The organism is Vibrio sp. 10N.286.52.F8 (genome assembly GCF_041468745.1).
GTDB classification, from domain to species: domain Bacteria; phylum Pseudomonadota; class Gammaproteobacteria; order Enterobacterales; family Vibrionaceae; genus Vibrio; species Vibrio crassostreae_C.
This window is the reverse complement of record NZ_JBFRJF010000003.1, coordinates 193,984-207,765: the sequence shown is the minus strand read 5'-3', so window position 1 is coordinate 207,765 and position 13,782 is coordinate 193,984. Positions and strand designations below refer to the sequence as shown.

The 13,782-nt window shown below is 45.3% G+C and carries 10 protein-coding genes; 4 read left to right on the top strand and 6 right to left on the bottom strand.

Annotation, left to right across the window (positions count from 1 at the left end; translation table 11 throughout):
- Position 1 precedes the first annotated feature (1 nt).
- Together AB4133_RS01245 and AB4133_RS01240 are read left to right on the top strand one after the other, a co-directional pair.
- Complete coding sequence (locus AB4133_RS01245; RefSeq protein WP_372223804.1) at positions 2-1,471, top strand: DNA polymerase Y family protein; 1,470 nt, start codon at positions 2-4, stop codon at positions 1,469-1,471.
- A gap of 113 nt (positions 1,472-1,584) precedes the next feature.
- Positions 1,585-4,677, top strand: coding sequence for an error-prone DNA polymerase (locus tag AB4133_RS01240; protein WP_372223802.1), 3,093 nt, complete (start codon positions 1,585-1,587; stop codon positions 4,675-4,677).
- A 333-nt stretch (positions 4,678-5,010) separates the two neighbouring features.
- On the opposite strand, the gene AB4133_RS01235 is transcribed toward AB4133_RS01240, so the two are convergent.
- Together AB4133_RS01235 and AB4133_RS01230 are read right to left on the bottom strand one after the other, a co-directional pair.
- Positions 5,011-5,952, bottom strand: coding sequence for a chemotaxis protein CheV (locus tag AB4133_RS01235; protein WP_136973550.1), 942 nt, complete (start codon positions 5,950-5,952; stop codon positions 5,011-5,013).
- 168 nt (positions 5,953-6,120) lie between these two features.
- Positions 6,121-7,338, bottom strand: coding sequence for an ROK family protein (locus tag AB4133_RS01230; RefSeq protein ID WP_017062140.1), 1,218 nt, complete (start codon positions 7,336-7,338; stop codon positions 6,121-6,123).
- A 319-nt stretch (positions 7,339-7,657) separates the two neighbouring features.
- Between AB4133_RS01230 and pyk the strand changes: the two genes are divergently transcribed.
- Positions 7,658-9,106 (top strand): pyruvate kinase, encoded by a 1,449-nt coding sequence (gene pyk / locus AB4133_RS01225; RefSeq protein ID WP_017062141.1) that lies wholly within the window; start codon positions 7,658-7,660, stop codon positions 9,104-9,106.
- 159 nt (positions 9,107-9,265) lie between these two features.
- Here pyk and AB4133_RS01220 read toward each other — a convergent pair whose 3' ends face one another.
- Positions 9,266-10,480: a patatin family protein gene (locus AB4133_RS01220; RefSeq protein WP_372126093.1), complete on the bottom strand. Its 1,215-nt coding sequence runs from the start codon at positions 10,478-10,480 to the stop codon at positions 9,266-9,268.
- A gap of 41 nt (positions 10,481-10,521) precedes the next feature.
- Positions 10,522-10,611: a YnhF family membrane protein gene (locus AB4133_RS01215; protein ID WP_100214626.1), complete on the bottom strand. Its 90-nt coding sequence runs from the start codon at positions 10,609-10,611 to the stop codon at positions 10,522-10,524.
- Positions 10,612-10,756: 145 nt separating this feature from the next.
- On the opposite strand from AB4133_RS01215, the gene AB4133_RS01210 reads away from it, so the two are divergent.
- A complete protein-coding gene (locus AB4133_RS01210; RefSeq protein ID WP_017067207.1) occupies positions 10,757-11,350 on the top strand; it encodes an outer membrane beta-barrel protein in 594 nt (197 codons plus the stop codon).
- Between the two features lie 92 nt (positions 11,351-11,442).
- Here the strand turns inward: AB4133_RS01210 and AB4133_RS01205 are convergent, their stop codons facing one another.
- A complete protein-coding gene (locus AB4133_RS01205) occupies positions 11,443-11,847 on the bottom strand; it encodes a hypothetical protein (RefSeq protein WP_017062144.1) in 405 nt (134 codons plus the stop codon).
- Positions 11,848-12,076: 229 nt separating this feature from the next.
- A complete protein-coding gene (gene ptsG / locus AB4133_RS01200; protein ID WP_017062145.1) occupies positions 12,077-13,507 on the bottom strand; it encodes a PTS glucose transporter subunit IIBC in 1,431 nt (476 codons plus the stop codon).
- Positions 13,508-13,782: the final 275 nt, after the last annotated feature.

Genomic DNA, 13,782 nt, shown 5'->3' with positions numbered 1-13,782 from the left:
TATGTTGTGGCTTTATCTGCACTTTCCGTCCCTGCAGTTGGATACCTTGTTTAACTCTAATGAATTGGGTTCGAGCGAAGACTCACGCGAACAACCCATTATCATCGTGGATGAAAAAGATCACCGAGTACTGCAAGCAAACCCAGTTGCGTTGCAATCGGGAATTTCACTTGGTACGGGCTTAGGATCTGCGGCGGCGCTGTGTCACAACTTACACGTCCACCCTTACAGTATTGAACTGGAGAAAAGTAAGCTCAAAGAGATCGCTCAATGGGCGTATTTGGTCACTTCCGACATGGCGTTATTGCCACCTAATGGTTTGTTGATTAAAGCCTCTAACATGCTGTCACTTTACGACGGGCTAGATAACTACTGGCATGAGCTCAAAAGCCACTTAGAAACGCTCAATATCCAGTTCAGCTTCGCTACGGGTTATTCGCCGCTTTCTGCGATCCTTTTGGGTAAGCAAGCGATCAACCAAGCAACAAACAATATTGAGCAGATGAAAACTTGGGTCAATCAACAAGCATTGAATTCCAGTGAGCTACCGACCAAGCAAGTTGAACGCCTGAACCGTGTCGGTATCAACATCGTTGAAGATCTATTAAAGCTGCCTTTGCAAGAGGTCGCACGCCGCTTTGATATCGACTTGGTCAATTATGTCGGTCGCCTAAACGGCCAGTTCAAGCACCCAATTGATTTCTATCACCCACCAGAGAATTTCCAGCAATATTTGGAGCTGTTGTTTGATATTGAAAACATCCTATTTATCGAAAAGCCGTTGCTGAAATTACTGAATCAACTCGAGTGTTTTTTGAAGCTACGTGACAGAGTCGCGTTTGAGCTAACACTGACTCTGCACCTTAGAGATAAAGACGATCACCCGGTCTCTTTTTATTCGGCACAAGGTGATTACCTTGCAGAAAAATGGGCGAACCTTACTCATCTCACCTTAGAGTCACTCAAGCTCACAGCACCGGTTCAAGGGCTGACCCTCAGCTTGGTTCGTCATGGAGAACCCCAAATGGCCTACCATGATCTTTTTGATGGTAATACCGGAACACTTGCCGCGTTAGATTTGCTCTCATTACTGCAAGCAAAGCTTGGGCAGGCCTGTATTAAAACACCGAAAATACAGCACGACCCAAGGCCAGAAAAGGCCAATCAGTATTCGCTCCCAACACTGAGTAAATCTGTGGCAAAAAGGCAAACGCCCCCAGAGAGCGAGCAACAAACCATAGCTCTTAGCGTCGATCAACAACGACTCCGGCCCAGTATTTTACTGCCAGAGCCCGAAGCCTTAACCGAAAGCGTCACCTTATCTCAAGGCCCAGAGCGCATTGTGTCTGGCTGGTGGGACGGAGAGAAGGTCATTCGTGACTACTTTATTGCTCACAGCGAAAACGGTCGGTGGCTCTGGATATTTAAAACGCCAGATAAACAGTGGTTTTTGCACGGCTTATTTAGCTAGTCGGTAAGAACGTAAGTCAGCAAGAAACTTTGTTAGCTCCTCCGTTCTACTTATTCAATTTCAGCGTCCCTTTTCAATCATGTTCACTCGCAATGGTTAAGTGAGATTACGTTATGTCTCAGCAATACTCAGAGCTATTTTGCCAAAGCAATTACTCCTTCCTTGAGGGAGCCTCACACGCAGAGGAGCTTGTTTTACAGGCCGATTTCTTGCGTTACAAAGCACTCGCGGTTACTGATGAGTGCTCAGTCGCGGGCATCGTTAAGGTTCACTCTGCGATCAAGCAACATAAACTATCACTCAAGCAAATTGTCGGGAGCATGTTTTGGCTAAATGAAGAGTGCCAAGTGGTCTTGATATGCCCAAACAGACAAGCCTACGCCGAGCTGTGCCGTATTATTACCAACGCGAGACGTCGTAGCAGCAAGGGACATTATCAGCTCTCTGAGTGGGACATCATGTCAGCTAAGCACTGCTTTATTCTTTGGCTTCCTCAACAGAAAAATGAAGACGCACACTGGGGGCAATGGCTCTCCCAGCATCATTCAGGTCGGTTGTGGATCGGCTTACAAAGACACCTAAAGCAAACCGACCAGCAGTACACAGATTACTGCGTTGAGCTGTCACAACATCATCAACTGCCGATAACAGCTTGTGGTGGCGTGCTAATGCACAATGCTAACCGCTTACCCTTACAGCACTCACTCACTGCGATAAAGTACCAAAAGCCCATTACCGAAGTGGGCAGTCACTTACTCGCTAATGCCGAGCGCTGTTTACGGAGTATCAATAAGCTCTCTCATATCTTCAAAGCGGAGTGGCTAGAAGAGAGCAACCGCATCGCTGAGTTGTGTGAATTTGATTTAGATAGCTTACGATACGAATATCCCAGTGAACTGATTCCTCAAAGTGAGACACCCATGAGTTATCTGCGCATGTTGGTCGAAAAGGGAAAACGAACTCGCTTCCCACAAGGTGTACCTGACGACATCCAACAAATCATAGATAAAGAATTGGGATTAATTGACGAGCTTGACTACCCTTTCTTTTTTCTCACCATTCACGACATCGTGATGTTTGCCAAAAGCCAAGGCATTCTTTACCAAGGTCGAGGTTCAGCGGCCAATTCCGTGGTCTGTTACTGCTTAGAAATCACCTCTGTCGACCCAAGACAGATCTCGGTGCTGTTTGAGCGTTTCATCAGTAAAGAGCGCGATGAGCCGCCTGATATTGATGTCGATTTTGAACACGAACGTCGTGAAGAAGTCATCCAATACATCTATAAAAAATACGGTAGAGAACGGGCTGCACTTGCTGCAACAGTCATCTCTTATCGCTTCAAAAGTGCGGTGAGAGATGTGGGGAAAGCATTAGGGCTACAAGAAACTCAGCTCGACTACTTCATCAAGAACACCAATCGCAGGGACAAAAGCTTAGGTTGGCAGGCTCAGCTCACTCAATTAGGGCTACAACCTGATTCTTTGAAGGGGCAGCAGTTTATCCACTTGGTTAATGAGATTATCGGCTTCCCACGTCACTTATCTCAACATGTCGGTGGCTTTGTCATATCCTCAGGGCCTTTGTATGAGCTGGTTCCCGTCGAAAATGCAGCGATGCACGATCGAACCATTATCCAATGGGATAAGGATGATCTAGAAACCTTAGGCTTGCTGAAAGTTGATGTGCTCGCGTTGGGTATGCTCTCTGCGATTCGTAAATGTTTCGACCTGATCAAACGTATTCACGGGCGATCACTGACCATTGCTGAGATCACTCGCCTTAAGGACGATCCTCAGGTTTACGGCATGATTCAGCGAGCAGACACAGTCGGGATATTCCAAATTGAGTCACGCGCACAAATGAGCATGCTGCCAAGGCTTAAACCGAAGACTTATTACGACTTGGTGATTCAAATCGCTATCGTACGCCCAGGCCCTATTCAGGGTGATATGGTGCATCCGTTTCTCAAGCGTCGAGATGGCATTGAGCTAATCAGTTATCCATCTAAAGACGTGGAATCAGTACTGTCGCGCACCTTAGGTGTACCGATATTCCAAGAGCAAGTGATCAAACTCGCGATGGTCGCTGCAGGGTTCACAGGCGGAGAAGCAGATCAACTCAGACGGGCAATGGCCGCTTGGAAGAAAAATGGCAACGTCTTTAAGTTTAAAAACAAACTCATCGAAGGAATGCAAAAGCGCGGCTATGAGACAGAGTTTGCTGAGCAGATCTTTAAACAGATATGCGGCTTTGGCGAGTACGGTTTTCCTGAAAGCCACTCCGCTTCGTTTGCGGTGTTAGCGTATTGCTCCGCTTGGTTGAAATGCTACTACCCAGAGTGCTTCTACGCTTCTCTGTTGAATAGCCAACCGATGGGGTTTTATAGCCCTTCACAGTTGGTACAAGACGCACAACGACACAATGTGGTGATACTTCCGGTATGTGTGAACGCTTCTCAAAACGACCACACGGTTGCCCCTCATCAGAATGGTCTAGCGATTCGCTTAGGGCTGCGACAAATCAAAGGATTCAGCGAGCATGGAATTCAAAGCGTGCTCGCCAATCGTCCACCATCCGGTTATCGCCACCCTAGTCAGGTGAAACAGTTATCGATGAATAAGAAAGATATCGAGCTACTGGCATCGGCTAATGCGCTACATAACGTTTCTGGAGACCGCTTCCAGACTCGCTGGGCGATCATGGACTCGGCGTCGGATTTACCTCTGTTTAGCCAAGCCTATGACGATGCTGAGGCAGGACATGACGAACATGTACTGCACAAGCCCAATGAGATGCAAGATCTACTCGAAGACTTCACCAGTGTCGGAATTTCATTGAACAAGCACCCCATCACTTTGCTCGAAGAAGCAGGACGATTAGGTCGATTCACACACATGAAAGATTTAATACAGCAAAGACACAAATCTATGGTCACCGTTGTCGGATTAGTCACAGGTAAACAATCTCCCGGCACCGCGGCAGGTGTCACCTTTGTTACGCTGGAAGATAGCACTGGCAATATTAATGTCGTGGTATGGGGAGCAACCGCACGCGCTCAACAGCAAGCTTATCTCACAGCCAAGGCGTTAAAAGTACAAGGGATATTAGAAAAAGAAGGTGAAGTCGTGCATGTTATCGCGGGAAAACTTATCGATATTACCGATGAAATTGTTGGCTTGAAAACCAAATCTCGGGATTTTCATTAGCGAAGTACCAACTGTTCTCAATCGATCATTGGCTAAAGAAAAGAGAGAAAGAAAAACGAAAAAGGGAAGCATCCGCTTCCCTTCAATTCCAGTTGTTGAGTTATGACTCAACTTCAGCTTCCGTACGTCTTTTCTTAAATTCCCTATACAGTAATAAGCTCAAAGTCATGACGACTTTAGACGTTAACCATATCATTAAGAGGAACTACCTTAGATTGTGTGTGAAAAATCACGCTAGTAGTTGAGCATATTTCGTTAAGAAAAATATGCTGCGTGAATATTAGCAAGCGTTTTCTATAAGGTCACTCAAAACAAACCGTACAGCAGCATTAATTATAAAATCTGACGCATTCGCTCTTGAGTCACTTCAACCAAGAGGTCTGGCTGGAACTTAGAAATAAAGCGGTTACACCCTACTTTCTCAACCATAGCTTCATTAAAACTTCCACTTAATGAAGTATTTAGCGTGATGAATAGGTCATGCATTCTTGGGTCAGTACGTACTTCGTGTGTCAGCTTGTAGCCGTCCATTTCAGGCATTTCAGCATCGGTGATCATCAACAATATTTCTTGATTGATGTCTTTGCCTTCATCACACCAGCCTTTAAGTAAGGTCAGTGCTTCTAAGCCATCACAACACTCAATAATGTTCAAACCCAACTGCGACAAGGTGCCTTTGATCTGGTTACGCGCTGTTGAAGAGTCATCAACGATAAGCACATTGCGTCCTATCATCTCCTGAGCTAATTGTTCATCTAAAACGCCTTCAGAGATCGAGACATCGTAATCAATGATCTCAGCCAACACTTTCTCAACATCGATGATCTCGACGATCTTGTTCTGCTCTTCTTCTTGAATATGCGTGATAGCGGTTAGGTAATTTGCACGGCCTGTTGTCTTTGGCGGCGGCTGGATTTCTGTCCATGTCGTGTTCACGATATTACGAACTTGCCCAACCAAGAAACCTTGTACGGTTCGGTTGTATTCCGTAATAATCAGGTTGCTCTCTTGAGACTCCGCACGAGATGGCGGAAAGCCAATGGCACTGCGTAAATCGATAACAGGCACCGATTCACCACGTAAAGACGCAACACCCGTAATATGATGATGAGAGCCCGGTAAGCGAGTGAGTACTGGCACTTTGAGGACTTCTTTCACTTTAAATACGTTAATCGCAAATAGTTGACGACTATTTAAGCTGAATAACAAGAGTTCCAGACGGTTTTCACCGACCAGTTTGGTTCTCTGATCAACCGAATTTAAAACGCCAGACATACAACACCTTAGTGACAAATAATAACTGTGGCTACAATAGCCTACTTCAATAGGTTAAAGCAAAGCGCCAATGCACAGAATGCTTAAACTAAGTACAACAAATGATGTTATACAAAGCTTAAGTACATGGAAAGGTTCAAGGTAAGGCTACAAGACGAGAAAAAGGGGTTAACCTTCAATAACTTTCATTAACAGTTGGCCATCGTATAAGGCCTGCTTGATGAGCGCAGCACCTGGCATGGTTGCCTGCTTATAAAAACGAGATTCCACCAGCTCTAAGTCTTTATGGTAAACCGATAGACTCTGCTCTTCGATACACTTTTGAATCGCCGGGTATAACACGCTCTTCGCCTGATTGATAACACCACCCACCAAGATTTTCTCTGGGTTGAACAGGTTAATCACAATCGCAATCGCAGAACCTAGATAACGGCCTAACTGTTCAATCACTTCGACAGCCAGCGGATCCCCATTAGCAGCGGCAGCACAGATCTGTTCAATAGTGACGTCTTCAAACACCGTTAGCGTTGATTCTTCACCATTTACCAATCGCTCTTTGACTTGCTCACGGATTGCCTGAGAACTCGCCACCGTTTCTAAACAGCCTCGATTACCACAGTGGCAAAGCTTGCCTTCCTTGTCGATCTGGATATGCCCCAACTCACCGATGTTACCGTGACGTCCTTGCAGAACGCGACCATCAAGAATGATCCCGGCACCTAAACCGTGGTGAATCGAGATAAGAACAGAGTTGTCGTTGTCTTGTGAGTTACCAAACAGCTTTTCTGCTAATGCCCACGCTCGGGTATCATTGGCAATAAAAACTGGCAAACCGGTTTCTTTGTAGATCTCCGGCCCCAACGCTAAGTTTTCAACGTTATAGTGCGGCATCTGCAACACAATACCTTGCTCTGAATTCACCAGACCTGGCAGTGTGATAGCGATACTCGTCACCCTGTCGAGTTGCTCGGCATAGGTTTGGAAGAACTCATCGATTTCATGGAGAAGACGCGCAAGCACATCGTCTTGATCACGTTCATGGATATCAATCTTGGTATCGATAAGCACGTCGCCGCCCAATTCATGGAGCGCGATCGTCAAGTATCCGCGACCAAGACGCATCGACAAAAATTGCCAACCTTCGTTATTGGTTTGCAGACCGACAGCAGGACGCCCACGAGTCGTGGCTTCTTGAACCGTCGTTTCGTGAATAAGGTGAGCTTCAATGAGTTCACGGGTAATTTTAGTAATACTCGCCGGAGCCAACTCACTTTGCTTGGACAGATCGATACGAGAAATAGGACCTTTAAGGTCAATTAGTTTATATACACGACCAGCATTGACCTGTTTGATATGATCAATATGGCCCGGTTGAGCCATGTACATTTTACGCTCCAGAAATCATCAACGAGGTAATTTTTTTACTTTGCGAAGTAATTGTGAAGTCACTTGGTATATCGCCGTGACCAGTATCACGTATATACATGAATCTTTGTGTATCGAGTCAAATAGTTCGAGGAAAATTAACACCCACATCGATAATTTGCGACTTAATTTTCAGAATAAAACATCGCATTTGAGCCCTGAATTCAATAATTAAAGGCAAATCAAGAAATATCCTCCTAGCTCCCAATAAATTATCAATTAATGCATATACTTAATTCAGTCTTTTAAAAGATTACTTGGCCTCACTCTAGGAGTATTCATGACAGCCGAATTAAGAAAAACGAAAATCGTCACAACGCTAGGCCCTTCTACTGATAAAGGTAACGTGCTTGAAGAGATCATCAAAGCCGGTGCCAATATTGTTCGTATGAACTTCTCTCACGGCACCAGCGACGACCATATACAACGCGCAGAAAAAGTCAGAGCAATAGCAAAAAGACACGGTACTCAAATCGCCATTCTCGGAGACTTACAAGGTCCCAAGATTCGTGTGTCGACATTCAAAGATGGCAAAATCCAACTTGCCGTAGGCGACCTGTTCACTCTCGATAGCAGCCTAGGTTTAGGTGAAGGCAATCAAGAAGCCGTTGGCCTTGATTACAAAGAACTGCCTAACGACGTATCCGCCGGCGATATACTGTTGCTTGACGATGGTCGTGTTCAACTCAAAGTAACCAAAGTGGAAGGCTGTCGCGTTCATACCGAAGTCATCATTGGCGGCCCACTCTCAAATAACAAAGGCATCAACAAAAAAGGGGGTGGCCTTTCCGCAGAAGCGCTAACAGAAAAAGACAAGCGCGACATCGTCACCGCCGCACAAATCAAAGTGGATTACCTAGCGGTGTCTTTCCCTCGTAATGGTGAAGACATGCACTATGCTCGTCAGCTTGCACGAGAAGCCGGCTTAGAAGCTCACCTCGTCGCAAAAGTGGAGCGAGCAGAGACAGTAGCTACAGTTGAGAACATGGATGACATCATAATGGCCTCAGATGTGGTCATGGTGGCTCGTGGTGACCTCGGAGTGGAAATTGGCGACCCTGAGTTAGTCGGAGTACAAAAACAGCTTATACGCCGTGCCAGAGCGCTTAACCGAACTGTCATCACCGCAACTCAGATGATGGAATCAATGATTTCTGCGCCAATGCCAACCCGTGCCGAAGTTATGGATGTTGCCAACGCCGTACTCGATGGCACCGATGCTGTGATGCTGTCTGGTGAAACTGCAGCTGGTGACTACCCAGTCGAGACCGTAAAATCGATGGCTGAAGTCTGTATTGGTGCGGAAAAAATGGCAGGCATTAATAACCAATCCAATTACCGTATTGACCGCACCTTTGTTACTGCCGAAGAAACCGTTTCGATGGCGACCATCTACTCTGCAAACCATATGGAAGGCATTAAAGGCGTTGTCACTCTCACCGAGTCAGGCCGCACCGCACTGATGATGTCTCGCCTGAGTGCCGACATGCCGATCTACGCGCTGTCTCGTAACGAAGGAACGCTTAATCGCTGTACCTTATACCGAGGTGTGACACCAATCTACTTCGAGACAGAAGCCGAAGACAGCTTTGACATTGCACTATCTACACTCACTTGCTTGAAAGAGAAAGGACACCTTAAGTTTGGTGACCTAGTGATCGTCACTCAAGGCGACATTATGGATGTAGCAGGGTCAACCAACTGTATGAGAATCTTGCCTGTCACCTAATATTTGACCTTAAGGCGAAACGATTCGCCTAATCTCAAAAACTTAAAAGGGTTATCGAACCAAGTTCAATAACCCTTTTTCATTTCAGAACACGACTCACTAAAATCTGCTTAAACAGCATAACGAGCTCACAGCATGCTAGCTCATCAACTTCGGGAATTAGTTACCCGCAGCAATGGTGGCTAACTGTGGCATATGCGAGTTGCGAGCGTTTTCCGTTGAGGTATAGGTCTCCACAAATCGGTAACCGGCTTCTAAACCCAATTCGTAATCATGCAGTAAATCATCTTTATGACTCATTAATGAGCTCGATTTAAGCGTTTGACTAGGTGCTATCTGAACCACAAACGCGTCGTCTGGTGGCGAATTCAAAAAATCCTGAGTCAATGAGTAGGTCTGATAATGCACCATCAGCATGTCAGCCAAGCCTGAATCAAACTTATCGCCAATCAAATGACTTAAGCGATAAATATCATCTGCACCAAATAGCCAGCGACCACCGTTCAGCAGGTCTAAATGCCCACGGTCACGCTTCTGCTCTTTTGAGCGCATAATTTGTTGTTGGAAGAAAGAGGTCCAATCGGTTTTCCACTGCTCCACTTTCTGTTGCCAATGACCTTGAACACTGTCGAAAGATTCGCGAAACCACTCCAGTTCTTCGGCAGAGATTGGTTTAGGCGCTTTGACTGAAGATCCCTTAACTGGTGCTTCAACCAATTGGGTATTACCTTCCTCAACCACTGGCTCAGTACGAATCACTACAATAGAACGGGCTTGTCTTCGCCACGCTTCCTGAACTGGGATACACGCCGATACACCACCGTCCACATAAGCACTGTCACCAATAAAGACTTCATCATTGTACAAACGAGGAATGGCGCAGGTCGCAATCATCACCTTGTACCAATCTTCACCCAATAATGGGAAGTAGTGGTCTCGTAAGTCTTTGGAATCCGTTACAGCCGCATAGAAGTGGCGATCGCCTAGCGTTTGCCGCCCTAAATCCAGATCGAGCTTATATGGGTAAGCCATAATTTGTTCTAGTGCCCATTCTAATCCTAGGTTCTTTCTGTGTCGTATATAGGAAAAGAGATTGAAGAACTCTGGTGAGGTTGTGAGGTCGAGAACAAAAGAACGGCCAAGGCCTTTATCACGGCACAGATAAGCGCATAAGTTGAGAGCACCTGCTGAGGTACCAAAAAATTCGTCGAAGGGGTCAAAATTTGAGAGAAGAAAGGCATCCAGCACTCCAGAAGTAAAAATACTTCTCTGTCCGCCACCTTGAGCGACCAGTGCTGTTTTTCCAGCAATAAACTTAGCGTAGTAATCCAAGTCTATTGCTGTATCAATATTGGTTATAATCCCACTATTCATTATTCCCTGAGTATAAAAACTCAGCCTCGCAATCGATGGTATTAACTACCAATCGCAATAAAGCCAAATGAAAGAATGATCATGTAGATAAACACGGTAATTTGTAGGGCATTTTTCAGATTATGGTCCATAGACACCTCTGGCTTATTATTAATTTGTCGAGTCTCTATTTAAGTACTATCAGGTGTGTGAAGTATCTTCAAGAATCGTCGAAATTAGTCGCACAATATTGATGTAACCATCACAATTAGTATGTGTATGGATAAGGATATACTCATGAATAACAAAGCAAATATGATGGCACTGATTACGCTTCTCTCCGTTTCAAGCGCGTATGCTTCGCCGGAGATCATCATTACACCTATGGTAGGTTATACCGGCGGTGGCAGTGTCGAAGACCAGGACGGTAAAACCTATGACATGAAAGGCTCTGAAAATTACACCTTTGCCATTGAAACGCCACTTGAAAAAGGACGCATCGGCTTCTTCTACTCCAATCAGAGCTCGGAATTAGAAACGCTTAACCTAAGCTCCTCCATCCAATACCTACACCTTCAAAGCAGCATCTACTACCCTGCTTCGCCTGTGTTGTCGGGTTATCTAGGGCTAGGCCTGGGTGCTTCTTACGTCGATGTAGACTGGGCAAAAGATAAGTATGGATTCTCAACTTCTATCTTTGGTGGCTTAGAGTACAAATTTAGTGACCGACTAGCGTTGAACACACAAGTACGTTGGTTAGGCACGGTTGTCGACAACGATACCTCCGGTGTTTGTAATATCCCAAATAACGGGCAAGAGTGCATCATTCGCTTTGATACCGACTGGATGAACCAATTCCAAGCCAATGTCGGACTGAGTTTTACTTTCTAAGCGGCTCAATGAAGCAAAAATATAAGATCGGCCCAAACTAAAAAACCAGCTAAATGCTGGTTTTTTCATTATTAAAACGGTTTTAGTTCAGGTTAGAACTTATAGGTAACACCTAAAGCGCCGCCCACTTGCAACTCAACACCTTTATACATATCGAGTTCAGGGTGAACTTGAGCGTAAGCATTCCAACCTTCGTAGAAATTCACTTTCACGCCTAACGGCAAGCGTAAGCCAAAGTCGTCATTCCATTCAGCCCAAGCACCAGCACCGACGTACCAGCTCAACGGAGCTTCAGTCTCGAACTGACCACGCTTCAAAATGTAATCAAAGGCAGCGCCGTCATTGCCAATCGTAGCACGGTATTTCTGATCAAATTCCACAACGACACTCAGGTCTTGGTCAATGGCGAGTCCAACTTCCAAAGCTGGAGCTTCAGAAGCTTGAGCAAACGAGGCTCCGCTGCAGCACATAAGGCCGATCAAGTAACGATGTTTCATAATATTCTCAGACTGTACTTAAAAAACGGAAGTCTACTGGAATCTCAGCAAAAGGTGTCATCGCTAGGTAAAAGATAAAAGACACGAAAAATTTAAGAGCAACCATCAACTGATCGAGTTGAATGATAAGTATCTGAGTTAATGGAGATTAAGCACAATAGATCTTTCATAGAGCAGAAAACAAAAAAGGAGGCCTTTCGGCCTCCTTTCAATTTATTGAATCAGAGAATTAACCGTTGTTACGGATCCACTCATCCATGTCTGTCTTAAGGTTGTCAGACTTAGTACCGAAGATAGCTTGTACGCCACCCGCTACTACTACAACACCTGCAGCGCCTAGTTTCTTCAGCTTGTCTTGGTCAACAAGAGCTGTATCAGCTACTGCAACACGTAGACGAGTAATACAAGCGTCAAGACCAGTGATGTTCGCTTTGCCACCGAATGCAGCAACTAGCTCACCAGCAAGTTCAGAACCAGTCGCAACTGACTCTTCTTCAGTCTCGTCTTCACGGCCTGGAGTTTTAAGGTCTAGAGCTTTAATCACAGTGCGGAATACGATGTAGTAAATTGCAGCGTAAGCAATACCACATACAACCATTAGGCCCATCTTAGACGCGTTGCCAGATAGAACTAGGAAGTCGATTAGACCGTGTGAGAAAGATGTACCGTGTACAAAACCTAGAGTGTTCGCAAGAACGTATGCAGAACCAGCTAGTAGAGCGTGGATTGCGTACAGTACTGGAGCAACGAATAGGAAAGAGAATTCGATTGGTTCAGTGATACCCGTTAGGAATGAAGTCAACGCAGCAGAAGCCATGATGCCCATTACTTTAGCGCGGTTTTCAGGCTTAGCTGAGTGTGCAATCGCGATTGCAGCAGCAGGTAGACCGAACATCTTGAACATGTAACCACCAGCTAGCTGACCGAAGCCATTGCCCGCTGCACGAGATGCGTCATCAGCAACTAAGTAACAAGTAAGAACACCGTTTTGAGTTTCGCCAGCAGCGTTTACACAAGTACCAGCTTCAAAGAAGAAAGGTACGTTCCAAACGTGGTGAAGACCAAATGGAATTAGAGAACGCTCAACGATACCGTAGATACCAAACGCCACTTGTGGGTTTTGGTGAGCAGCCCAATCAGAGAACGCAGAGATAGCGCCGCCAACTGGTGGCCATACTACAGATAGTAGGATTGCTAGACCAATCGCAGAGAAACCTGTGATGATTGGCACAGCACGCTTACCAGCGAAGAAGCCAAGGTACTCTGGTAGTTGAATACGGAAGAAACGGTTGAATGCCCAAGCAGCAACACCACCGACTAGGATACCACCTAGTACACCAGTATCGATTTTATCAACGCCCATTACACCAGCCATTACGCCAAGTGTAGCAGTCATGATGCCATAACCAACGATAGCAGCTAGACCCGCTACACCATCGTTGTTAGTAAAGCCAAGTGCAACACCTACTGCGAACAGTAGTGCCATTTGACCGAATACTGAACCACCAGCTTGTTCCATTAAGTTTGAAACGATTTCTGGAATGAAAGGAAGATCTGCTGCACCGACACCTAGCAAAATACCCGCAACTGGTAAAACTGATACTGGAAGCATCAGAGACTTACCAACTTTCTGCAGGCTAGCAAAAAGGTTCTTAAACATGTTTATGCTCCTGATAAAGATAAAATAATTATATTGGGTTCTAACGGCACACCCCCGTAGCCTATATGTTAGCACCCTGCGAAAATGTAACCATGTATTGCATTATATTTTCTGCCGCTAAATATATATTGATGGGGAACTAACTTTCTAGTCACTTACGAAATTTAGTTCCAAAACACGTCTTGGATCACATGTCAAATCTAGAAATGCAATGCTTTACAAGTGTTTAATGCATTGAAATATATAAGTATTTTTCAAGAGCCCTATTATTTTAC